Annotated in this window: 19 protein-coding genes and 1 other annotated feature; of the genes, 1 reads left to right on the plus strand and 18 read right to left on the minus strand. The window is 39.6% G+C overall.

The window, feature by feature from the left end; genetic code table 11:
• Window positions 1–307: 307 nt before the first annotated feature.
• The 17 genes from rpoC to EDD61_RS11860 form a co-directional block, all read right to left on the minus strand.
• Window positions 308–4,183 carry a DNA-directed RNA polymerase subunit beta' gene (gene rpoC, locus EDD61_RS11780; RefSeq protein ID WP_008691285.1) on the minus strand — a complete coding sequence of 1,292 codons (3,876 nt, stop codon included), beginning with the start codon at window positions 4,181–4,183 and terminating at the stop codon, window positions 308–310.
• A 4-nt stretch (window positions 4,184–4,187) separates the two neighbouring features.
• The gene (gene rpoB, locus EDD61_RS11785) at window positions 4,188–8,375 is read right to left on the minus strand and encodes a DNA-directed RNA polymerase subunit beta (RefSeq protein WP_008691284.1); all 4,188 of its coding nucleotides are present in this window, start codon (window positions 8,373–8,375) and stop codon (window positions 4,188–4,190) included.
• A gap of 393 nt (window positions 8,376–8,768) precedes the next feature.
• Window positions 8,769–9,365 carry a class I SAM-dependent methyltransferase gene (locus tag EDD61_RS11790; protein ID WP_008977705.1) on the minus strand — a complete coding sequence of 199 codons (597 nt, stop codon included), beginning with the start codon at window positions 9,363–9,365 and terminating at the stop codon, window positions 8,769–8,771.
• A gap of 70 nt (window positions 9,366–9,435) precedes the next feature.
• The gene (gene rplL / locus EDD61_RS11795; RefSeq protein ID WP_008691281.1) at window positions 9,436–9,810 is read right to left on the minus strand and encodes a 50S ribosomal protein L7/L12; all 375 of its coding nucleotides are present in this window, start codon (window positions 9,808–9,810) and stop codon (window positions 9,436–9,438) included.
• A gap of 38 nt (window positions 9,811–9,848) precedes the next feature.
• Window positions 9,849–10,382 carry a 50S ribosomal protein L10 gene (rplJ, locus tag EDD61_RS11800; protein ID WP_008977706.1) on the minus strand — a complete coding sequence of 178 codons (534 nt, stop codon included), beginning with the start codon at window positions 10,380–10,382 and terminating at the stop codon, window positions 9,849–9,851.
• 43 nt (window positions 10,383–10,425) lie between these two features.
• Window positions 10,426–10,552: a sequence feature (ribosomal protein L10 leader region), on the minus strand.
• Between the two features lie 32 nt (window positions 10,553–10,584).
• Window positions 10,585–11,271: a 50S ribosomal protein L1 gene (gene rplA, locus EDD61_RS11805; RefSeq protein WP_008691279.1), complete on the minus strand. Its 687-nt coding sequence runs from the start codon at window positions 11,269–11,271 to the stop codon at window positions 10,585–10,587.
• A gap of 22 nt (window positions 11,272–11,293) precedes the next feature.
• Window positions 11,294–11,713 carry a 50S ribosomal protein L11 gene (rplK, locus tag EDD61_RS11810; RefSeq protein ID WP_008691278.1) on the minus strand — a complete coding sequence of 140 codons (420 nt, stop codon included), beginning with the start codon at window positions 11,711–11,713 and terminating at the stop codon, window positions 11,294–11,296.
• Between the two features lie 272 nt (window positions 11,714–11,985).
• Window positions 11,986–13,845, minus strand: a complete 1,860-nt coding sequence (gene glgB / locus EDD61_RS11815; protein WP_008691277.1) for a 1,4-alpha-glucan branching protein GlgB — start codon at window positions 13,843–13,845, stop codon at window positions 11,986–11,988.
• A 555-nt stretch (window positions 13,846–14,400) separates the two neighbouring features.
• Window positions 14,401–16,095 carry a phospho-sugar mutase gene (locus EDD61_RS11820; RefSeq protein ID WP_008691275.1) on the minus strand — a complete coding sequence of 565 codons (1,695 nt, stop codon included), beginning with the start codon at window positions 16,093–16,095 and terminating at the stop codon, window positions 14,401–14,403.
• Between the two features lie 187 nt (window positions 16,096–16,282).
• Window positions 16,283–16,549: a phosphocarrier protein HPr gene (locus EDD61_RS11825; RefSeq protein WP_008691274.1), complete on the minus strand. Its 267-nt coding sequence runs from the start codon at window positions 16,547–16,549 to the stop codon at window positions 16,283–16,285.
• A gap of 99 nt (window positions 16,550–16,648) precedes the next feature.
• Entirely contained in the window at window positions 16,649–17,092 is a 444-nt protein-coding gene (locus EDD61_RS11830) for a 2-thiouracil desulfurase family protein (protein WP_008691273.1), read from the minus strand.
• A gap of 289 nt (window positions 17,093–17,381) precedes the next feature.
• The gene (locus tag EDD61_RS11835; RefSeq protein ID WP_132225544.1) at window positions 17,382–17,798 is read right to left on the minus strand and encodes a gamma-glutamylcyclotransferase family protein; all 417 of its coding nucleotides are present in this window, start codon (window positions 17,796–17,798) and stop codon (window positions 17,382–17,384) included.
• Window positions 17,798–18,439: a pyroglutamyl-peptidase I gene (pcp, locus tag EDD61_RS11840; RefSeq protein ID WP_132225546.1), complete on the minus strand. Its 642-nt coding sequence runs from the start codon at window positions 18,437–18,439 to the stop codon at window positions 17,798–17,800. The genes EDD61_RS11835 and pcp overlap by 1 nt, the downstream gene beginning before the upstream one ends.
• 84 nt (window positions 18,440–18,523) lie before the next feature.
• A complete protein-coding gene (locus EDD61_RS11845; RefSeq protein WP_132225548.1) occupies window positions 18,524–19,453 on the minus strand; it encodes a DUF979 domain-containing protein in 930 nt (309 codons plus the stop codon).
• Window position 19,454: 1 nt separating this feature from the next.
• On the minus strand, window positions 19,455–20,129 hold the full coding sequence (locus EDD61_RS11850; RefSeq protein WP_008691269.1) for a DUF969 domain-containing protein: 675 nt from the start codon (window positions 20,127–20,129) through the stop codon (window positions 19,455–19,457).
• Between the two features lie 85 nt (window positions 20,130–20,214).
• On the minus strand, window positions 20,215–20,970 hold the full coding sequence (yaaA, locus tag EDD61_RS11855; protein ID WP_132225550.1) for a peroxide stress protein YaaA: 756 nt from the start codon (window positions 20,968–20,970) through the stop codon (window positions 20,215–20,217).
• 221 nt (window positions 20,971–21,191) lie between these two features.
• The gene (locus tag EDD61_RS11860; RefSeq protein ID WP_132225552.1) at window positions 21,192–21,716 is read right to left on the minus strand and encodes an Ig-like domain-containing protein; all 525 of its coding nucleotides are present in this window, start codon (window positions 21,714–21,716) and stop codon (window positions 21,192–21,194) included.
• Window positions 21,717–21,731: 15 nt separating this feature from the next.
• Here EDD61_RS11860 and EDD61_RS11865 point away from each other — a divergent pair, with 15 nt between their 5' ends.
• Complete coding sequence (locus tag EDD61_RS11865) at window positions 21,732–22,133, plus strand: hypothetical protein (protein WP_008691264.1); 402 nt, start codon at window positions 21,732–21,734, stop codon at window positions 22,131–22,133.
• Between the two features lie 33 nt (window positions 22,134–22,166).
• Here the strand turns inward: EDD61_RS11865 and EDD61_RS11870 are convergent, their stop codons facing one another.
• Window positions 22,167–23,339: an AI-2E family transporter gene (locus EDD61_RS11870; protein ID WP_132225554.1), complete on the minus strand. Its 1,173-nt coding sequence runs from the start codon at window positions 23,337–23,339 to the stop codon at window positions 22,167–22,169.
• Between the last annotated feature and the right edge of the window lie 21 nt (window positions 23,340–23,360).

The raw sequence follows: 23,360 nt of genomic DNA on the forward strand, positions 1-23,360 counted from the left end.
CTTCTCTTTTTCATTGAAATTGACGTTTCCTGTTCAGTTTTCAAAGACCGATAGCATCCACTGTTTGGTGGACGTCACTCTCGTTGAGTGCCTGTATATAATATCAAATTATATCGTTCCTGTCAATCAAAATAATAACTTTTTTATGATTATTTCAGATTATTTTTACTAATCTGCTATTCCATATGATCTAGGCAGAAATTCTTTCTATCGCTTTACGAATTTGCCTCTTGATATGGATACTTTTGATAATCACAAAAGGAGTTCCTACATCGTAAGAACTCCTTCTTGATATCCTTTAGGATTGTTAATCGTGTAATTCCGGAAGAATTGGCTGTTTAATTCCAATTTCTTCATCAGATACATCTTCACCATCCATGATTTTCTGTACCATTTCACTTGTTAATTTCTCAGGTGAAGGTACATATGCCATAAATTGATCATCATCTGGTTTCGCATTACGTTCGATACGCTCTTCACGTAACTCTTCTGCTCTTTCCGCAATGATTTCATTTGTTTGGCGATCAGCTTTGCAGCCGGTTCCAGCTGGAATCAGCTTACCGATGATAACATTTTCTTTCAGACCAATGAGGTAATCTTTCTTACCTTTGATTGCTGCATCCGTCAGAACTTTCGTTGTTTCCTGGAAAGATGCTGCCGATAAGAAGGAGTCTGTTTCAACAGATGCCTTAGAAATACCTAACAATACCGGTTTGAAAGTAGCCGGTGTTTTACCGCTTAACAATGCCTGACGGTTGATTTTCGTGATTTCGGTCAAGGATACCTGCACACCTGGATTCAAGTGTGTATCATTGCCTTCCAGAACGACTACTTTACGCAGCATCTGGCGAATCATAACTTCAATATGCTTGTCACTGATTTCAATACCCTGGCTAGCATATACTTTCTTAACTTCTTTTAGAATGTAGTTTTGTACCTGACGTACACCAGCAACCTTTAATAATTCCTTAGGGTCAACCTGACCTTCCGTAATTTTGTCACCAGCTTCGACATGTGCACCAACCTTCATCCAAGGACGAATTGCCTGTACCAAAGTCACCTTATGCGTAATACTTTCTTTATCATTTGCGACAACTACTTCGTAGCCTGTTTCAATCTGATTAATCGATGTGATTTCACCGGTAATCTGAGCTAATACAGCTACACCCTTAGGACAGCGAGCTTCAAACAGCTCCTCGACACGAGGAAGACCCTGTGTGATATCTCCACCATCAGCACTTGCTACACCACCGGTATGGAAAGTACGCATGGTCAGCTGTGTACCTGGTTCACCGATAGATTGGGCAGCCATGATACCAACAGCTTCGCCAACTTCAACATCTTTACCGGTTGCCATGTTACGACCATAACATTTCTTACATACACCGTAAATAGATTTACAAGTAAATGCGCTTCGGATATATAAGCCTTCAACACCAGCATCTACAATTCGCTGCGCAATTGGCTCCGTGATGAATTCATCACTTTCAATGATGACTTCACCTGTCTTAGGATCTGTAACTTCTTGTTTTGTATAACGACCAACTAAACGATCATACAAAGATTCGATAATCGTATTCGTTTTGCGATCTACGATAGCTTCTACCCAGTACCCTTTATCTGTACCACAGTCTTCCTGTTTAACGATAACATCCTGGGCAACGTCAACCAAACGACGTGTCAGATATCCAGATTCGGCAGTCTTCAATGCGGTATCGGTCAGACCTTTACGCACACCGTGTGTTGAGATAAAGAACTCAGACACATTCAGACCTTCACGGAAACATGAATAGATAGGAACCTCGATGATACTTGGTACATATTCACCCTTCGCTGATTTGGACTGTGATGGTTTCGCCATCAGACCACGCATACCAGCTAACTGAGTAAAGTTTGACGTATTACCACGGGCACCAGAACGCGCCATCATGTTGATTGGGTTTTTACGTGGCAAGTTACCTAACAGCTCTTCGGCGATATCATCTTTGACATCTGCCCACAGCTTATTTAAGTGACGTTCCCACTCCTGCATCGTAAGCTTACCTTTCTTACGCAGGGTTTTTAATTCTTCGGCTTTGGCTTTACCATATTCCACATGCTCTTCTTTATGAGGAGCAACCTCGATATCACTTAAGGATACCGTAACACCGGCAACTGTAGAATATTTAAATCCCATATCCTTGATCTGATCAAGGATTTCAGATGTTTTTTCAGTACTGTAACGTTTGAAGATCTCACCGATGATCTTACCTAAATCTTTCTTCTTGAAAGCAGGTGTTACAGGTAAATTACGGATAGCTTCTTTTACATCTTTTCCCATATCCAGGAAATACTTTTCCGGTGTTGCCTGGAAATTGGCTGCACTTACCTCATTCAAGAATGGGAAGTCGCTAGGGAACATGTTGTTAAAGATAACCTTACCAACTGTTGTCAGCAAATACTGTTTCTGCTGTTCATCCGTAAAGCTTGTTTTATTTAATGCTCTTGCCGGAATGGCAATACGAGAATGTAAATGAATCTGGTCTGTTTCATAAGCCATCAAAATTTCATTGATGCTACCGAAGACATGTCCTTCATTATCTCCATAACGCTGCCACATAGCTGCTGATTTTGGACAATCGACAGATAAATAGCGCTGCGCTTCATCATGGAATTCTTCAGCCGTTTCTTCCATCGTCAGATAGAAGTTACCCATGACCATATCCTGACCTGGGGTAACGATTGGTTTTCCATCCTTTGGACCTAGGATATTGTTAGAACCTAACATCATCACTAAGGCTTCGGCTCTTGCTTCTTCACTCAATGGTACATGGACAGCCATCTGGTCACCATCGAAGTCGGCATTAAAGGCAGTACATACTAATGGATGCAGACGCAATGCACGTCCTTCTACCAGTTTTGGCTTAAACGCCTGAATACCTAAACGGTGCAGCGTAGGGGCACGGTTCATTAAGACAGGATAGCCATCAATTACCTTTTCAACGATATCCCAAATACGTGGATCCTGACGATCAATCAGTTTCTCTGCTGTCTTTGGATTGCTGGCGATTTCCTGATTTACGATTTCATTAATAACAAATGGTTTAAACAACTGAATTGCCATTTCACGTGGAATACCACACTGATACATCTTCAAATCTGGTCCTACGGCGATTACAGAACGACCGGAGAAGTCAACACGTTTACCTAATAGGTTCTGACGGAAACGTCCTTGTTTACCCTTTAAGGAATGTGATAAAGACTTCAAAGCACGTCCGCCGGCACCGGTAATTGGTTTAGAACGACGACCATTATCGATCAAAGCATCAACTGCTTCCTGCAGCATACGTTTTTCGTTTTGTACGATGATAGCAGGAGTTCCCAACTCTAACAGCTTCTTCAAACGGTTGTTACGTGTGATGACACGACGATATAAATCATTTAGATCACTTGTCGCGAAACGTCCACCATCTAACTGCAGCATTGGTCTTAAATCAGGTGGGATTACCGGAATTACTGTCATAACCATCCATTCTGGCTTATTGTCAGAATTACGGAAAGCTTCTACGGTATCTAAACGCTTGATTAATTTCTTACGTTTTTCACCCTGCGCATTTTCCAAAGCTTCTTGAATGTGTTTGTATTCTAATTCCAGGTCAACTTCTTTCAACAGGGTCAAAGCAGCTTCTGCACCAGTCTGTGCCGTAAAGCTTCCAGGACCGTACAGTGCCATATATTCACGATATTCTTTTTCAGATAAGATCTGTTTGTATTCCAGATTCGTATCCTTAGGATCTGTTACGATCCAGGATACGAAATATACTACTTCTTCCAATTGTTTTGGTGTTACATCCAGCAGCAGTGCCATACGGCTAGGAATACCGCGTAAATACCAGATGTGTGCTACCGGTGCAGCCAATTCAATGTGTCCCATACGTTCACGACGAACACTGGATTTGGTGATTTCTACACCACAGCGGTCACAGACAACACCTTTATAACGTACTTTCTTATACTTACCGCAATAACATTCCCAGTCCTTGCTAGGTCCGAAAATACGTTCACAGAACAATCCATCACGTTCCGGTTTCTGGGAACGATAATTGATTGTTTCCGGTTTTTTAACTTCACCATGACTCCATTCATGGATTCTTTCAGGAGATGCTAGGCTCACCTGAATTGAGGCAAAATCATTAACACTCATCTACTTACGCCTCCTCTACTTGTTCATCATCTTCTGCAATTAATACATCTTCGTCGAAGTCATCCATGTTTTCTTCATCATCCAAAAGCACTTCATCATCTTCAACTTCAACATCTTCATTTATATCATTAATATCCTCTTCACTGACAACCTCTTCCTGTGGAATTGGTGGCAGTGCAGCAGGTTCACTTGATTCTTCTTTGTTGATATCGACTTCATTTCCGTCTTCATCCAGCATTTTCACATCGATGGCTAATGCCTGTAATTCATGTTTCAATACGCGGAAGGATTCAGGAATGCCTGGTTCAGGAATATCTTTTCCTTTGATGATTGCTTCATAAGTCTTAGTACGTCCTACGATATCATCAGATTTTACCGTCAAGATTTCCTGCAGTGTATGGGCAGCACCATAAGCTTCCAGTGCCCAAACCTCCATCTCACCGAATCGCTGACCACCATTCTGTGCTTTACCACCTAATGGCTGCTGCGTTACTAAGGAGTAAGGTCCGGTTGCACGGGCATGCAGCTTATCGTCAACCATGTGCGCCAGTTTGATCATGTACATAACACCGACAGAAATACGTTCATCGAATGGTTCACCGGTACGTCCATCGTACAGTACCTGTTTACCATCTACGGTCATATCGGCTTCTTTCATGATGTCGCTTAATTCCTGGTTGTTGATACCATCGAATACCGGTGTGGAGAATTTCACGCCCAGTTTCTTAGCGGCATATCCTAAATGGATTTCCAGAACCTGTCCGATGTTCATACGAGATGGCACACCGAATGGGTTCAACATGATATCAATTGGCGTTCCATCTGGCATATATGGCATATCCTCAACCGGTAAGATCTTGGAGATGACACCTTTATTACCATGACGGCCGGCCATCTTATCACCTTCAGAAATCTTACGTTTCTGAACGATGTAAACTTTTACGGTTTCATTAACTCCAGGTGGCAAATCATGTCCTTCACTTCTTTTGAAGATACGGATAGAATGTACGATACCGGCACCACCATGAGGTACCTTCAAGGAGTTGTCACGCACTTCACGGGATTTCTCACCGAAAATAGCTAATAACAGTTTTTCTTCAGGAGAGATTTCACTCTGTCCTTTTGGTGTTACTTTACCAACCAGAATGTCACCCTCGCGTACTTCCGCACCAACCATGATGATACCACGGCTGTCTAAGTTACGGCAGGCTGCTTCACTTACGTTAGGAATGTCACGAGTAATTTCTTCTGGCCCTAATTTTGTTTCACGACAATCAATGTCGTATTCTTCAATATGAATTGACGTATACACATCATCACGTACCAAACGCTCACTCATGATGATGGCATCCTCATAGTTGTAGCCATACCATGTCATATAGGCGATCGTAACGTTTTGTCCAAGGGCAAGTTCACCCTTTTCCATAGATGGTCCATCGGCTAGGATATCTCCCTTATCGATGCGTTCACCTTTTTTTACGATTGGACTTTGGTTGATGTTGGTACCATTGTTAGAACGCTGGAATTTACGCAAACGATATTCATGACGTTCTCCATCATCACCACTGACGATGATGCGCTGAGAATCGACGTATTCAACAATACCGTTTTCTTTTGCGACGATACCGACACCAGAGTCCTTGGCAATCTTATATTCGATACCAGTTCCTACATATGGAGAATGTGGCTGTAACAAAGGTACGGCCTGACGCTGCATGTTCGCACCCATCAAGGCACGAGAAGCATCGTCATTTTCCAGGAATGGTACACAGGCAGTTGCCACGGATACGATCTGTTTTGGTGAAACGTCGGCCAATTCTACTTCTTCACGTTTAGCGATGATGGTTTCTCCCGCTTTACGAGCAACGACATTTTCATTGATCAAACGGCCTTCTACAACCTCATTCGCCTGCGCGATAACATAATCCGCTTCTTCATCAGCTGATAAGTAGATTGCTTCATCTTCTACTGTTCCATCTTTCTTAACGATACGATATGGTGTCTGAATAAATCCATATTCATTGATCTTACCATAAGAAGTCAGGTTGGAAATCAGACCGATGTTTGGACCTTCTGGAGTTTCGATAGGACAGATACGACCATAGTGAGAACTATGAACGTCACGTACTTCAAAACCGGCGCGATCTCTGGTCAGACCACCTGGACCTAAGGCAGAAATACGACGTTTGTTGGTCAATTCTGCCAATGGATTCTGCTGATCCATGAACTGTGACAGCTGAGAACTAGAGAAGAACTCCTTGATAGCTGCTGTTAATGGACGAATATTCGTTAATTTCTTAGGTGTTAAGGTTGCTGTTTCCGCAATGGACATACGCTCCTTAACAACACGCTCCATACGGCTTAAACCAATACGGAACTGGTTCTGGATCAATTCACCAACAGAACGGATACGACGGTTACCCAACATATCGATATCGTCGGTTTCTCCGACACCTTCCATAACATTTAAGTTATACGTATAGAATGCATACATATCGGAAATCGTAATGGTATGCTTGTTCGCATATGGGTCATTACCAATTACTTTTACTACTTGCTCATCGCCAGTACGTACAAGCACTTCCTGAACAGCTGCACCTACCAACCATGCATACACAGTTTCACCATTGTTTACTTTATTACGTAAAGCTTCCTGGTCGTTTGCACTTAAGGTATCTGGCTTGTGACGAGGTAAATAGCCTTCTGCATAGAAGTCACCTTCTTCATTTTCCAGATCATTGCCCTGTGCATCCGTTACACGGCCTAACGCATACATGCGCTGTCCATAGTTTAACACTGCATTGACATTGCCTTTTTCCAATGCCACCTGCTTTGCGATGATACCGCCATGTACAGAAATGGTTTCACATTCTTTTGCGATTGCGTCTACATCCTTCTGTGTTAATACGGTTCCTTCAAACAGGGTAGCATCACTCAATTCCACATCCTCTGCCAAAACACGGCCAACAAGACCAAGATGGTTAGATGCCGGAACTTCTACTTTATCCGGATGGTTGAATAATGGATTAAAAGGGAAAGCATGTACATGCATACCTTTTTCCAACTCTTCACGTAAAGTGTTACGTTCATCACGATGAATCATCGTACCGCTAGGCATGAAGACACTGCCATCACTTGCCAAAATATCCATTGCCAAACGATTACCGTAAATACGGTTGATGGCATTTAATTTCTTACGTAATTTAAAACGTCCGGCTTTGGTTAGATCATAACGGCGAGGATCAAAGAACTTCGCATTCATTAAGGTGATAGAACCATCCAAGGTAGGTATTTCATCCGAACGCTGGTTTTCATAAATAGACAATAAAGCTTCCTGTGTAGTCTTAACCTTATCGGCTAACAGGGTATTCTCAATTTCTTCGTATTTACCAAAGTAAGATGCATATAATGTAAGGTAAAGATTCATGAATTCACGATCTTCATCATCCTGTGCAACATCTTCGATCACATCACGTCCCATAGCCTTTAAGAACGTCTTGATCTGTGTTGTATCATGGGCATCTTCGCTGTGATCTAAATCAATAGACATACCGACAGCTTTAAACAATACAGAAGAAAGCATTTTACGTTTACGGTCAATGCTCATGTTTAAAACACGTCCGGTAGACGCTTTTTTCGTTTCTGTCATGTATTCCAGCCAAGTACCGCGGCTTGGAATTAATTCACAGGCATACGATACTTTACCTGTTTTTTCATCATAACCGGTAGAGAAGTACGCTCCCGGAGAACGCACGATCTGCGAAACGATGACACGTTCCGCTCCATTGATGATGAAAGTACCTGTTTCGGTCATTAAAGGGAAATCACCCAGGAAGACATCTTCCCATTTATTGATAACTTCACCTGTTGTGTTATCTGTTATTTCAAGTTCCATGCGTGCTTTCAATGGTGCTGCGTAATTACATTCGCGATACATTGATTCTTCCGCATTGTATTTAGGTTCACCGAATTCATAACCGGCGAACTTCAGCTTGATATTTCCTCCATAGTTTTGAATCGGGTAGATTTCATTGAAAACTTCTCCAATTCCTTCGTTCTTGAACCACTCAAAAGAATCCGTCTGAATTTCAACCAGATTCGGCAGTTCCAGATGTCCACTAACTTTTGAGTAATCGCGACGCTCTGCCTTTTTACCGGAAGCGACAATACGATAAGGCTGTTTTTTGTCCATGTACGCCATCCTTTCTACAAGTTTTTCTTACCAAAATAGGGCATGAAAACCCATTTTAATATTTTAGTATTATGCAATTTATTATAATATCAATGGTTTGTCAAATTGTCAATGCTTTTTCGATATTTTAGCTATTTGTGTACGTTGGGTAGCAATCTGCATGGAAAGGTATATTTTCGTAACTGATTGCATGTGATAACGATTGTTGCACCATCATGGTGGCAATTTCCATAAAGAAGAGCTTTCCTTCCTAATTTCGTGAAAGCGTGCATGTTGGCATTCCCTAATATCAACCGATTTAACTTCTCTACGTTATCGTTGGTATTCTTGATATCAACCGACTTAATTTCTCCCTACGTTATAGCGGTACTATAGTTATAGCTGTACGTATATTTATTTCTTTGCCTTTAAGATCCAATAGCCTTTTTCTTTTTCAATGATGTCACAATTACCGAACACTTCTTTGATTTTATTCACTGCACTATTTGCGCCCTGTTGTTTACGAATAACAACCCATAAGCAGCCGCCTTCACATAAATGATCATAAGCTTTTTCAAAGATTTCATAAATGACCTTCTTACCGGCCCGGATGGGTGGATTGGTTAGGATGTCAGTATAAGTATTCCCAGTTACCTGTGCATATACATCGGACTCATGAATCTGCACATCCACATGATTGGCCTTGGCATTTTCTTTAGCTAGGGCGATTGCACGTGGATTGACATCGACCATTTCCACATGCTTATCGGGATATGTATGCTTGATGATGATACCGATTGGTCCATATCCGCAGCCAACATCAAGTATCGTATCCTGTAGTTCATCTCTTTTCAGCAGGGTGTTTAAGAAGACCTGTGTTCCAAAATCAACACCGCCTTTTGAGAAGACACCGTTATCAGTTAAGAAAGTATAGTTAAAACACCAAAACCGGAAAGATATTTCCTTCCGGTTTTCTGCTAAATGACGATTATCTGTAAAATAATGATCCATCGTTATCCCGCCTTTTTTAGGTGACAAAAAGCCCGAAGGCTTTTTGTAGTTCATCAAGATGTGTAAGTTATTACTTAACTTCTACGCTAGCTCCAGCGTCCATCAATTTCTTCTTGATTTCTTCTGCTTCTTCTGGGCTAACATTTTCTTTGATTACGCTTGGTGCTTTGTCAACCAGACCCTTAGCGTCTACCAGACCTAAGCCTGTGATTTCACGTACAGCCTTGATAACAGCAACTTTTGTTCCACCGATGTCTGTTAATGTAACAGTTACTTCGCTTGGTCCTTCAGCAGCAGCACCTGCATCAGCAGCAGCTGCAACAGCAACTGGAGCAGCAGCCGTTACGCCAAATTTTTCTTCGATTGCTTTTACTAATTCATTCAGTTCTAAGATTGTAGCTTCTTCTAAGTAAGCTAAGATGTCTTCCTGGTTTAATTTTGCCATGTTCTTTTCCTCCTAGTTAATAGTTTGTCTGCATGCAATTAAGCAGCAGCTTCTTCTGTAGCTTCGGCAGCTGGTGCTGCACCTTCTTCTTTGCTTTCTGCAACAGCTTTAACAGCACATGCGAATCCGCGTACTGGTGACTGTAAGCAGCTTAACAGCATTGATAACATACCTTCACGGTTTGGCAGACTTGACAACTCTTTGATTGTGTCAACACTGACTACCTTACCTTCTACGATACCGCTCTTCAGTACAAGCTTGTCGTGTGTTTTCGCAAATTTTGCTAATACACGAGCAGGGGCAACTGCGTCTGGTCCAAATGCGATTGCGTTTGGTCCAACCAAGTCTTTTACTAATTCACTGGCACCGGCTTCTTCGGCAGCACGCTGAGCAAGAGAGTTTTTGTAAACCTTGAACTCTACGCCTTCTGCGCGAAGATCTCTACGCAGCTGTGTTACTTCCGCAACACTCAGACCACGATATTCAACAACTACGGTTGAATCGGCTTCTTTCATTTTCTGAGCAATTTCAGAAACGACTGCCTTTTTGCTATCGATGATTGCCTGGTTCATGAACTTCACACCTCCTGATTTATATGTAACAATATACCTTTCAAGAGTGATATAAAACACCCGCAAACTGGACAGTCTACGGGTGAAAGTTTTATCTACTTGCTTTCTACCTCGGTAACATGATTAAGCTGTTACGCCGTTACTGTCTATGGTATATTGATAACATCGAATATTTTAAACGTTGTTTTGCAGTTTGTCAACCTTATTTAACGATTTCGACATGGATGCCAGGACCCATTGTTGTTGTTAATACAAGGTTTTTGATATAAGCACCCTTAACTGCAGCAGGGCGTGCTTTTACGATTGTGTTGTAGATTGCGTTGAAGTTGTCCACTAACTTCTCATCGTCAAAGCTTACTTTACCGATCATCAGGTTAATGTTACCTTCTTTATCAACACGGTATTCTACTTTACCTTTTTTGATGTCTTCAACAGCTTTTGCAACATCCATGGTAACTGTACCAGTCTTAGGGTTTGGCATTAAGCCCTTAGGTCCTAACAGACGACCTAATTTACCTAATTCACCCATCATGTTTGGAGTGGCAACGATCACATCGAAGTCAAACCATCCCTTCTGGATTTCTTCTAACAATTCTTTTCCACCAACGAAATCTGCGCCAGCGTCTTTTGCTTCCTGTTCCTTAGGTCCCTGTGTAATAACACAAACTTTCTGTGTTTTACCAGTACCATGTGGCAGTACCATAGCACCACGGATCTGCTGATCTGCATGACGTGGGTCTACATTTAATTTGAAGCTAACTTCAACAGATGCGTCGAATTTAGCGATGTTTGTTTCTTTTGCTAATTTTACAGCTTCAGCTACCGAATAAGACTTTGAGCGGTCGATTTTCTTAGCAGCTTCAGCGTATTTCTTTCCAACTTTTGCCATATCTATTTACCTCTCGCCTTTCTTATCCTTCATAACCTTCAACTTTAACGCCCATGTTTCTAGCAGTACCAGCAACGATACGCATAGCAGCTTCTACATCATTTGCGTTTAAGTCAGGCATTTTGTATTCTGCGATTTCACGCAGCTGATCAACTGTAATTGTTCCAGCGGTTTCTTTCTGATCACCACTAGCCTTCTTGATGCCAGCAGCTTTCTTGATCATGATGCTTGCTGGAGTTGTTTTTAATACGAAATCAAAGCTCTTGTCTTCGTATGCAGTAATAATAACTGGTACCATATCACCATTACGGTCCTTTGTAGCATCGTTAAATGCTGTACAGAACTGCGGCATGTTGATTCCGGCAGATGCCAGTGCTGGTCCCGGTCTAGCTCCTCCTGCAGGGAACTGAAGTTTACAAATCTTTGCAACTTTTTTACTCACAAGACACACCTCCTATATATTGTTGTCTTATGCAGTGGTTTGATTGAAGGAGCTGCTCCTTCTCCCACGCATTCTAAAACACCACAAAATGTGGCGCTCTTGTATTTTAATACGAATGGAAATGAAATGCAAGAAGAAGTGTTTATTTTTTTAAACTTCTTTTCCAAAAGCGATAGTAGGTATTAAAAAACGATACTCTTTATGAAATGCATAACGTTTGTCCCATATATAGCAAAGGTTCAATACCATCATGGCATTGAACCTTTCTTACTTTATTTCACTTGTTTTTTCGCAGTTGGTTTTTTTCTCTTATATTCTAATAAGACACCGCCAAAACTTGGCACATCTACTGTAATGGTATAAGGACGTTTATTGCATTCTTCTTTTATCGTTTTATATTTCTGCAATGTTGTAGTTTCTCCTCCATATATATCCATATCCGTATTCAGAATTTCCTGATAGGTTCCACTTTCAGAAACCCCGAAGGTATGAGCCTTATATACATTAGGTGAAAAATTCAGAAGAACGATATAATTCTTAGTTTCCCCTTTTCGCATATAACTAAAGAGATTTTCATCCGCATTATCCGCATCGATCCATTCAAAAGATTCCCAGTCATATTCTTTTTCATACAGCGTAGCCGATTTACAGTATACTTCACCTAGTTTCGCAAAGTATTTATGGAAAGCGTCATGCATCGGATATTTTAATAGATCCCAATCGCACTGTTTTTCTTCATCCCATTCACGGAAATGAGCCAATTCATTTCCCATGAAGTTTAGCTTTTTACCAGGATGTGTAAACATATACAAATATAACGTTCTTAATTGCGCAAATTTTTGTTCATAGGTTCCAAAGATTTTATCAACAATTGTCTTCTTGCCATGTACTACTTCATCATGAGAAAATTCCATCAAGAATCTTTCAGAATAGAAATAGGCCATTGAGAAAGTAATATTATTATGATGCCATTTACGGTAAATAGGATCTTTTTCTAAATATTTCAAGGTGTCATTCATCCAGCCTAAATCCCATTTATAGTCAAAGCCCAAACCACCTTCAACCGTCGGATGTGTAACCTTAGGGAAATCACTGGAATCCTCTGCTATCAGCATGATTCCAGGGAATGCTTCATGTAAATTAAAATTCATTCGTTTAATAAAGTGCAATGCTCCTTCGTTTGTTCCTAAGTCTTTATTGCCATGCCAGTGAATGACATTGCTGATTGCATCCATACGAAGACCATCGACATGATATTTATCAATCCAGAAAGCTGCCGCTGACATTAAGAATGAGCGTACTTCTTCTTTCCATAGATTAAAATTAGCGGTTCCCCATTGTGAGTCTGCATCACATGCTTTCTCATATTCATATAGAGGCGTTCCATCAAAATAAGACAAAGAAAAATCATCTCGTACAAAGTGTACCGGCACAAAGTCCATAATGACACCAATTTTTGCTTTATGACATGCGTTAATCAGATACATCAGATCCTCACATGTACCATAACGGCTCGTTGCACTGAAATAACCGCTGCATTGATAACCCCAAGAACCATCGAATGGATATTCATTCAAAGGCATCAATTCAATATGAGTAAAATGATTTTCTTTTACATAAGCGATTAATTCTTTTGCTATGCTGCGATAATTTACCCATTCCACATCTTCTTCCTTTTTCCATGAGCCTATATGCAACTCATAGATATTCATTGGTTTTGCAAAGTTCTTATCTCTTTCTGCGAGCCATTTGCCATCGCTCCATTTTTTATATTCCAGATTTGTCACAATGGATGCTGTGTTCGGACGCAACTCTGAATAAAATGCATATGGATCCATTTTATCGACAACTCTGCCAGTTGCCTGTGTGATACGGTATTTATACATATCTCCTTCTTTAGCACCAGCAATAAATAATGTCCATACTCCTTTATCATCACTGCGACGCATCTTGTGTCCTTTACAGCTCCAATCATCAAAGCTTCCAATGACCTGTATTTCCTGTGCATGCGGCGCAAATGTCGTAAAACGAACACCCTTTTTCCCACGTTCTTCACAGATATGCGCACCAAAAAACTCATATGCATTGATGGCATTTCCTTTATAATAATTATCTAAAATTTTATTTTTCATGAGAACTCCTCCAGTTTCTATATCATATCTTTATTTTACTCTATTTTGCCTGTAAAACCTACAAGAATTTTGTTATTTTAAAGAATTTGTAATGGGTTTCAAGGTTTTTTGCTGTTTTTTTATACAAATCATGAAAATTGTCGTTTAGCCTTTGATAATCAAAGTTTTATGCATCTATGTTGACTTCTAATCCCATATAAGTTATTGTATATATAGAGTTATCCTAAGCTAACAAAAGGAGGTGTTTTTATGATCATCTTAATCCCTTTACTTGTATTATCTTTTGCCTATAGTACCTTTTTCATTAAGAAAAAACTATTGCAGATTGTTAAACTATGTGCATAAGACATCATTCAATAAGCTTTGTCTTTCTATTGATCATTTTGGTTACCTTGACCTGGCATCCCGCATAAACTTTGCCTTTTCATGGCAGATGGTAAAATCTTCATACTCCTTTGCTAATTAAAACAGGAAGTCTTTACTATTTTTCAATAGTCTTAAGACTTCCTTATTTTTTCCCAAATCGGGCATTAAAATGTACTTTGCTATGTTCTATTAACCAATCAGTTTCTTCATAGCATCTTGATAAGCTAATGTTTTTTCATGTGCGTCCTGTAAGGAAGTGCCTTTGATACAATAATAGAACTTACATTTTGGTTCTGTACCGCTTGGACGTATTGCTATCCAGCTGCCATCTTCTAAATAGTATTTCAAGACGTCTGATTTCGTAAAGCCACATAATTCACTCTCTACACCATTTTCTAAGATACGACATTCCTTGTAATCCTCAAAACGCGTTACCTTTGTTGCATTGATTTCTTTTACTTCACTCTTACGCAAAGTAGCTAAAATTTCCTGAATGCGTTCAGCTCCAGCCTGTCCTTCTAATTTCAAAGAAGTTTGACTTTCTTCATAATAGCCCAATTCAGCATACAAATCATATAATACATCCACTAATGTCTTACCTTTTGCTTTATAGTAGCAAGCAGCTTCAGCTAGCATCAAACAAGCCTGTGGAGCATCTTTATCGCGTACGAATGGTTTAATCAAAGAGCCATAACTTTCTTCATAACCAAATACATACTGCTTTTCATTTGTCTTTTCATATTTCGCAACCTTTTCACCAATAAATTTGAAACCGGTTAATGTCTTTTCTGTTGCAACACCATACTTTGTCGCAATCTTTTCTCCAAGATCACTGGTTACAACGGTATTAAACATGACAGGATTGTTTGGCATTTCCCCTTTTGCTGTCAATTGTGAGAAGATGTACTCAATTAAAACGGCACCACTTTGATTCCCTGTTAATAGTTTATAGTCTCCATTATGTTTAACACCGACACCCATACGGTCTGCATCAGGATCACATACCAAAATAATATCGGCATCTTCACGTTTTGCATATTCTAATGCCATTTCATAAGAACCTGCTTCTTCAGGATTTGGTGTTGGTGTATTCGAGAAATCAGGATCTGGCGTACATTGTTCTTCCACAGCCACAAAATGATATCCCGCACGTGTATATACCTCTTTCACTGGAATATTGGCTGTTCCATGCTCTGGGGTAAAGATAATTTTCACATCATCTTTTGGAATATCCGGATTCAACTGGATACTTAATACATTAGCATAATATTCTTCATCAACATCTTTTCCGATGACCGTAATGAGTTTCTCCTGTTCCGCTGTTGGATTCGCCTCAATTGCCAATTCATCCGCAACCGCATTCACACGATCAATAACTTGTGCAGCAAGTGCCGGTACTAGCTGACAGCCTTTTTCATCATACAATTTATAACCATTATATTCTTTCGGATTATGACTAGCCGTTACCATGATACCGCCGAAACATTGAAAATGTCTGACTGCAAAGCTTAATTCAGGAGTCGGGCGCAAGGATTCAAACACATAAGAACGAATGTTATACGTAGCCAACAACCTTGCAGAATCCATAGCAAACTCTTTTGACATATGACGGTTGTCATAACCAATCGCAATGCCGCGTTTCATAGCTTCTTCGCCATGTGCGCAGATATATTCAGCAAATCCCACATTTGCTTTACGAATCGTATGAATGTTAATACGATTTGTTCCAGGACCCAACAAGCCTCTCATTCCTGCTGTTCCAAATTCTATCGTTGTATAAAAAGCATCATTCATCGTCTCTTCATCCATGTTTTCAAGCACTTCTTTATAAGAAGGATCTAGGTTAGGATGATGTAACCATCTTTCATAAATATCTTTGTACATTTTCTCATTCTTCCTTTCTGTATTGCTGTTTCTATTATAGCATACTTCATTTACATTTTATATCAAACTTTATCGAAATGTAAGCGATTACCACAGATTTCTGTGATGCATTATGTTTCTTTTTTATTACCTTATAAAAGAGTTGAAAAAAAAGATGACCTTTGTCATCTTTTTCATCATAATTTCATTAACCGATGATTTTCTGTGCGCGCAATACTTCTTCGATAGCAGCGATTGCAGAATCTTCATCATCACCATTACAAGTGATTGTGATTTCAGACTGTGTTGGGATTCCCAGTGACATAACACCCATGATGGATTTCATGTTTACTTCACGGCCTTTGAAAGACACGTTAACTTCACATTTGAATTTGCTTGCAGCGTTTACAGCAACAGTAGCTGGACGTGCATGCAAACCAACTGGGTCGATTACAGATACAGTAATTTGTTTCATTTTATATTCCTCCTAAATTAACTTATTTACATACTCTATTTTAAACCATTTTGATACCACTTACAATCTTTTTTTTAACGAAAACAAAGGAAATCGCCATTATTTTAAAAAGCCGATTCGTTTTTCAAGAAATTCGTCACAATTCCACACTTCAATTCCCTGCTTTTTACAGAGCTGTACAAAAACACCATCACCATCTTTTAATTTCCCTTGAAAAGTACCGTCATAAATACGCCCTTTTCCACAGCTTGGGCTTCTTGGCTGTAAGATTACCAAATCTACTTTTTCATCAAGCAACCGCTGTACTTCCTTTTCAGCGCCTCTTATAAAAGCGTCTGTCACATCTTCCTTATCTGTATTCAAGATACGTCCGTTAACGATCTCACAACATGCCCGCGGAACCGGTAAACCACCGGCTATTTCAGGGCATACTGTAAGATGAGGACGATCCTTTAAAAATGCTATAATTTTGGCATTTTCATTGTTACCGCCATTGTATTTACAATTCACGCCCATAAGACATGCACTCACCGCATAGTTCATTCATTTTGCCCCTTTCCCTTTCGATTTGATCACTCATGTAGCATCATTATACCATACTTTCAAAGAACGCAACAATTTCAACAAATCCTCTGAGTAAGTGCTTTGATCGGTTATCCTTTTATAAAAATCATATAGCTTATTATTTTATTAAATAAGCTAACTTTTTATTAAATAAGCTATCTTTCTCATCAGCCGATATAGAGATTTCCTATATCTTTCACATAGACCAATATCAAATACGTCCCTAGATCCTTCATGTGTCAATCTGCTTGCTATTTGCTTCTATCTCTTATATTGCCTCTTTCTTTTCTTCCTTAACATATTTCACAAAATCTCCATGCGGAATTACCGCTTTTAAACGCTCCGCATTCTTTTCATAATCCAAGGAAAAGCAATAGACTTCCAATTCTAAAAGTGCGCCTTGTGTTGTACGTATTATCTTTCGTGCTTTGTAGTACTCCCCTAACGCATCTTTATGACAGCCCTCCAGCTCATCAATCGCTGATGCAACCTGTTCATCAATCTCATAAATTTCACCAAAGACATCTTGATCACCATCCAGCAATGCCGGATACGCCGCATCTTTTAATGCGTAGAGGCAGCCTTTTACATATCCATATCCAACAAAGCGGCTTTTCCCTTTCAGATAGCGTTCATAGTTATACATTCCCTTACGTAAAGAACCATATACAAATATCTGTTTCATTAACAAATCGTGCCTTCACTTTCTTTAACATCAATTGCTTGCTCAACCATTGCCGTTATCGCCGCTTGAATACCTTTTACAATGATATCCAATGCCATACTTGGCTGATTTGGTTTATCAACAACCTGACTTGGGAGATATGGAATATGAATAAACCCACTTTTTTGTCCTTTTCCACGTTTTTCTAATAAATAGCGAACGCCATAGGTAACATGATTGCACACAAAGGTCCCTGCTGAATTAGATATAGAGGCTGGTATACCTGCAGAGCGTATGCTTTTGACCATCGCCTTAATCGGCAGATTAACAAAATAAGCATCCGGACCATCCGCAAAGATTTTTTCATCGATAGGCTGCTGATGACCATTATCTGCAATGCGATAATCATCAATATTGATACCAATGCGCTCTACCGTGATATCACTTCTGCCTCCTGCCTGACCAATGGATAGCACCATGTCCGGTTCATGGTCTTCAATCGCCTGTTTGATGACGGCAAGAGATGTATGGGCAATCGTTGGTATTTCTAATTTTATGATCTGTGCATTCGCAATTTCATCATCTAAACGTTTCACTGCCTCAATTGCCGGATTGATACTTTCCTTTCCAAACGGATCAAAACCTGTTACTAATATTTTCATAATCTTATGATACAGCTGTTATGTGCTGTATGTGCTCCTTTCCATACGCTTTATTCTGTGCCAATCAAAGCTTTTTAAACTTTTTTAAAAAGCTAAGGTCAGCATCAAGATGATATGAATGAGAATCAACAACAAAGCCATTGGTGCCTGTGCTTTGATGATGGTCCATTTATCCTTTGTTTCTAATACGGCCGTCGGTACAATGTTAAAATTTGCCGCCATCGGTGTTAATAATGTTCCACAATATCCACACGTCATACCTAAAGCTCCAACAACACTGGCATCACCGCCTTGAGCAATCACAAATGGAATACCTATCCCTACCGTTATAACTGAAAAAGCCGCAAAAGCATTTCCCATGATCATCGTAAAAATGACCATCGCAAGGCAATAGACAACCACACCAAAGAAGATACTGCCTTCTGGCAAGATACCAGCCATCATTGTTGATATGACATCGCCAACACCGGCTTTGGTAAATACCTGCCCCAATGCTCCTAACAACTGTGGCAACAAGGAGGCACTTCCCACCTGCATCAGCAATCTAGCCGTATCATGGCGTGTATCCTGAAAGTTTGGACGACAAATAAACATAGCGGTAAATAAAGCAAGGATGCATCCTGTTCCAACCATTACCGCACCGGGTAACGCTAATTCACCAAGTTTCACTCTTGACAATATCAACGCCACAACCGCTACCAACACCGCCGGTATAAATATCTTATTACCAATTTTTTCACTGTATTGTTGACGTGCTTTTTGATCTACTGGCGCAAATGTACCAACTTGTACTTGATGGGTCATGGTCAAACCGCCCATCACTAATAACAAGATGCCGCACACTTCATAGGGTAACACCTTACCAAACATAAAGATAACCCCAAGGATGCTCCAAAACAATGTCGTCCCCACTTTGGCATTTTCATTTTCCAAAGCCCGATAGGCTGCATTAAAACTGATAAATCCACAAAGGATAAAGATAAATTCCGCTGCATAATCTAAGAATGCCGCCATTTTATTCTTCCCTCCTTCGCAATTTCTTATCCTTTAGCCAAACCTGCACAAAGCTTAAGCACAGGACAATTATGGCCACCGGTATGGAAGCTGCTGCTACAGAACTGATCGTAACTTCTCCATAGCCGGCTTCTGCTAACGCTCCCTGTATCAATAAGACACCACTTGCGGCAGGAAACAGATTTTGCGCAAAAAAGTTCCCATAGTTCTCAATGGAGGCTGTCATTCCTTTTAATGTATCTCTTTGCTTTTCATTTAAGGGTTCCCCCTTAGCCTTCTCTGCTGCCGCCTCTGACATCGGCAAAATCAAAGGGCGTACAAATTCTACATGTCCGCCGATTCGTATATTTGCGGCACTGGCAATACTGCGTATGATCATATACAAAGCCAATACCTTGGCGGCAGATGCATTTTTAATCTTCCCTATCAAATAAGCAGAGCGTTCCTTAAGTCCATATCGCTCGATAATCGCAATAACAGGAAAAATCACCAAAAAAATCGACATCAAGCGATTATTCACAAAGGATTCTCCCATAATGCGTAATATTTCCATAAAGCTTAATCCGGATACCAAGCCAGTTACAAAACCGGCAATCAACACGGTCGCTAAAACATCAAATTTCATGACAAAGCCAGCGACGATGATAACGATACCGATAAGTTTTATATAATCCATTCTTTTGACTCCTTTCTAGAACGGTTTAAATTTTATCAAGGAATCAATCTCTATGCAAACAGGATTACCTTAAAATCTTATCATTTTATCCTTTTTTATAAAATACGATCTGCTGATTTCCAGTTCGTTCCTTATCTAGCTGATAACCATCTTCTTGAAACTGATAAACTTCTGCCAAAGTTTCTACTTGTCGCTGTGCCAAAAAGTGAACCATGCGTCCTCTTGCCATCTTGGCCTGTGTTGCCTCAACTTTACGTTTTCCCTTTTTTTCTACTTGGAAAATAACATCAATCCATTGTTCTTTTGGAATATAGGGACGTATTGCTTTCTCATATTCTTTACTTGAAAGATTCAAAAGATAGTTCTCTTTATGCGTATGAACTTCCTTTAGCAATACTTTAGCCAAAGTATCTTGCCAATATGCATATAGATCGTTATAATCTTGTACCTTTAGTTTACATTGCATTTCTAAGCGATAAGGTTGAATACTGTCAAAGGGTCTGACAATGCCATAAAAAGCGCTTAGGATACGCAGATGTTCCTGAAGATAGGAAAGCTCGCTCATCGCTAAATTTTCCATTTGCATATATTTAAATTGTAAGCCATCATAAGCTTCTATTGCACAATAGCCATTCTCATGAAAAGACAATTGATCAAAGCGTTGTTTTGTCTGTATAGCCAATGCTTCTTTCACATGCATGAAATGCATAATATCTTCTACTGTTAACATCTTTATATTCGCTAAAAGCAACTCTGCTTTTTCCCACAGCTGTGGCAGGGCAGATGGTTTGTAATGGGTCGTTGTTTTCATTGTTTTTGTCGGTGAAATGATATAAAGCATAAAATCCCTCACTTTCTGTATGTATTATAACAGATATCCTCCATTTTGACAGAATGCTGATGGCATAAAAAAAGGGGGTATCCAAAATCTTTAGGGGTCTGAAATTTCTTGTTTGTTTTTTCATTCCCCTAAAGTTGCCCCGTAATTTTCTGGTGAAACTTCCTAAAAGTTTGGTTGCATTAAAAAAGAACAGCAGATTTTCTCATGCTGTTCAATTAGCATTATCTCACAACAATCTTACAGGAAACTTTTTTGCCATTTACACTACGTGCATAAATATAGGCAGTTCCTTTTTTCTTAGCTGTAACCTTTCCTTTTGCACTGACGGTCACAACATTCTTATTAGATGTTGACCAGGTAACTGTTTGAATGGTTCCTTTCGGTGCCAGTGTTGCTTTTAAGGTAAAAGAAGATCCTTTTTTCAATGTTTTGTTCTTATAATTTAAAGTCACCTTTGAAGGAGCATTTACAACCTTTACAATACATTGTGCTTTTTTCCCATTCAATGATTTCGCTGTAATGGTTACACTTCCTGTGGCTTTTGCGCTGACTTTACCATATTTATCCACCGTTGCAATTTTTTTATTACTACTCGACCAAATAACATTCTGAGATGCTTTTGAAGGTAAGACGCTGGCTTTTAAGGAAGATTTCTGTCCTTTATACATCGTCTTTTTCGTTGTACTTAATTGTACCTTGGCTGCAGCAGGACGTTTTAAAATTCCGTAAATTATTTTACGAAGCAAGGTGTGTTATTGTTTATGGAAAATGGACGTGATTTTCAAATACCTTCCTTTTTATATGAACCAACCACATTAGCAGAACGCCTTTATGTCCTGCGTAAGATCTTAAAACAAAATCAAGAAGATAATAGAGCTGACTTCCTATTAAAAGAAGAATACTTTTCTTTTGAAAGCATCCTTTCTATCAGCTGTTATTCTCCAACGAATATTATTTTCTATTACGGAGAAGATATGGATAAAAGCACCTTCTTCTTTAAGGAGAATAGTTTAAATCATTGTATTTATGACTTTTTAGCGAATTTATGGGACACAGAAATGGTTTATTCTGTGGAAGAAACGAATGCTTTTTATGAAGAAGTCATACAGCACTATGAAACGCTTCTTGAAAGCTCAAACACCGATCATAAAACAAGGCGATAAGAATGTATGACTTCCTACCGCCTTGTTTATTTTTTATGATGCTTGTTTTGGCAAAGGTTGCTTTGACTTTTCTCCTTCATCACTTTGTCTTTTCAAACTGCTTCGCCGATGCATTTCTTCACGCAATAAAGCATAGATGATGGAGAAAATCGGCAAGCCCAATAACATACCGGCAAAACCAAAGAAACCTCCGCCTACCGTGATTGCAAATAACACCCATAAGCCAGATAAGCCTACTGTATTCCCCACAACACGTGGATAGATGAGATTAGACTCAAATTGCTGTAGACAAATACCGAACAAAATAAAGAAGATTCCTTGCAGCGGATCAACAAAAGCAACAAGCAAGGCACTTAAACCTACACCGAAGATTGCTCCAAAGATAGGGATAATATTTGTACAGCCAATGATTACGCTAAGAATCGGCGCATATGGGAATTGTAAAATCAGACATCCGATATAACAAAGGATACCGATGATGATTGCTTCTACTAATTGCCCGGTAACAAAATTAGCAAAGGTTACATTGGTTAAATGTGCAACCTTTAGTAAATACTCGTTTACCCGCTTTGATGTAAAGGCATATAAGAATTCTTTTGCTTGGGTTAATAAGCGGTTTTTGGAAATTGTCAGATAGACCGCAATCACCAAAGCCATAAAGATATTCGCAATGCTGCTCGCAAAGCCACTTGCCATATCAATGAGATGAGGCAACCCATTCTTTACGATATTAACCGTCATTTTTTGAATATCCATCGCATAGGTTTCAATTTGTTTTAAAACTTCTTCCGGTATCTGTTTATTCTCAATCGCCGTTTGAATATTCTTTTGCACTTCTTCTAAATACCCCGGCAATGCATTTGCCAGTGTGGTAACACTGTGAATTACTTGCGGCATGACAATCCAAAAGATAAAGGTGATCACACCTATAATAATGATCAATGATAACAAGGCTGCCACTGCACGTTTACCTTTACCCAAGGATGCAGGCAGTTTCTTCATAAAGTACTTCATTGGCAGATTAAAGACAAATGCCATCATAATACCATAAATAAATGGCTTTAATAAATTTATGATCATCTGTAAAGTACCCATGACCTGATCAATATGTAAAATGACCCAAACCAAGGCAATGGTATAGGTGATGATGAATATAATGTGTTTCATCGTCAAACGATTTAACTTCTTATCCTTATCTTTTAACATTGCCCCATCTCCTTCTTCCTT

Source organism: Longicatena caecimuris (assembly GCF_004341945.1).
GTDB classification, from domain to species: domain Bacteria; phylum Bacillota_I; class Bacilli_A; order Erysipelotrichales; family Erysipelotrichaceae; genus Longicatena; species Longicatena caecimuris.

Bases quoted from the DNA above. Each gene is read 5' to 3' on its own strand.
- rpoC (WP_008691285.1), bottom strand. From the start codon at position 4,183: ATGAGTGTTAATGATTTTGCCTCAATTCAGGTGAGCCTAGCATCTCCT.
- rpoB (WP_008691284.1), bottom strand. From the start codon at position 8,375: ATGGACAAAAAACAGCCTTATCGTATTGTCGCTTCCGGTAAAAAGGCA.
- EDD61_RS11790 (WP_008977705.1), bottom strand. From the start codon at position 9,365: ATGGATCATTATTTTACAGATAATCGTCATTTAGCAGAAAACCGGAAG.
- rplL (WP_008691281.1), bottom strand. From the start codon at position 9,810: ATGGCAAAATTAAACCAGGAAGACATCTTAGCTTACTTAGAAGAAGCT.
- rplJ (WP_008977706.1), bottom strand. From the start codon at position 10,382: ATGAACCAGGCAATCATCGATAGCAAAAAGGCAGTCGTTTCTGAAATT.
- rplA (WP_008691279.1), bottom strand. From the start codon at position 11,271: ATGGCAAAAGTTGGAAAGAAATACGCTGAAGCTGCTAAGAAAATCGAC.
- glgB (WP_008691277.1), bottom strand. From the start codon at position 13,845: ATGAAAAATAAAATTTTAGATAATTATTATAAAGGAAATGCCATCAAT.
- EDD61_RS11820 (WP_008691275.1), bottom strand. From the start codon at position 16,095: ATGTACAAAGATATTTATGAAAGATGGTTACATCATCCTAACCTAGAT.
- EDD61_RS11825 (WP_008691274.1), bottom strand. From the start codon at position 16,549: ATGAAACAAATTACTGTATCTGTAATCGACCCAGTTGGTTTGCATGCA.
- EDD61_RS11830 (WP_008691273.1), bottom strand. From the start codon at position 17,092: ATGAACTATGCGGTGAGTGCATGTCTTATGGGCGTGAATTGTAAATAC.
- EDD61_RS11835 (WP_132225544.1), bottom strand. From the start codon at position 17,798: ATGAAACAGATATTTGTATATGGTTCTTTACGTAAGGGAATGTATAAC.
- pcp (WP_132225546.1), bottom strand. From the start codon at position 18,439: ATGAAAATATTAGTAACAGGTTTTGATCCGTTTGGAAAGGAAAGTATC.
- EDD61_RS11845 (WP_132225548.1), bottom strand. From the start codon at position 19,453: ATGGCGGCATTCTTAGATTATGCAGCGGAATTTATCTTTATCCTTTGT.
- EDD61_RS11850 (WP_008691269.1), bottom strand. From the start codon at position 20,129: ATGGATTATATAAAACTTATCGGTATCGTTATCATCGTCGCTGGCTTT.
- yaaA (WP_132225550.1), bottom strand. From the start codon at position 20,970: ATGCTTTATATCATTTCACCGACAAAAACAATGAAAACAACGACCCAT.
- EDD61_RS11865 (WP_008691264.1), top strand. From the start codon at position 21,732: ATGGAAAATGGACGTGATTTTCAAATACCTTCCTTTTTATATGAACCA.
- EDD61_RS11870 (WP_132225554.1), bottom strand. From the start codon at position 23,339: ATGTTAAAAGATAAGGATAAGAAGTTAAATCGTTTGACGATGAAACAC.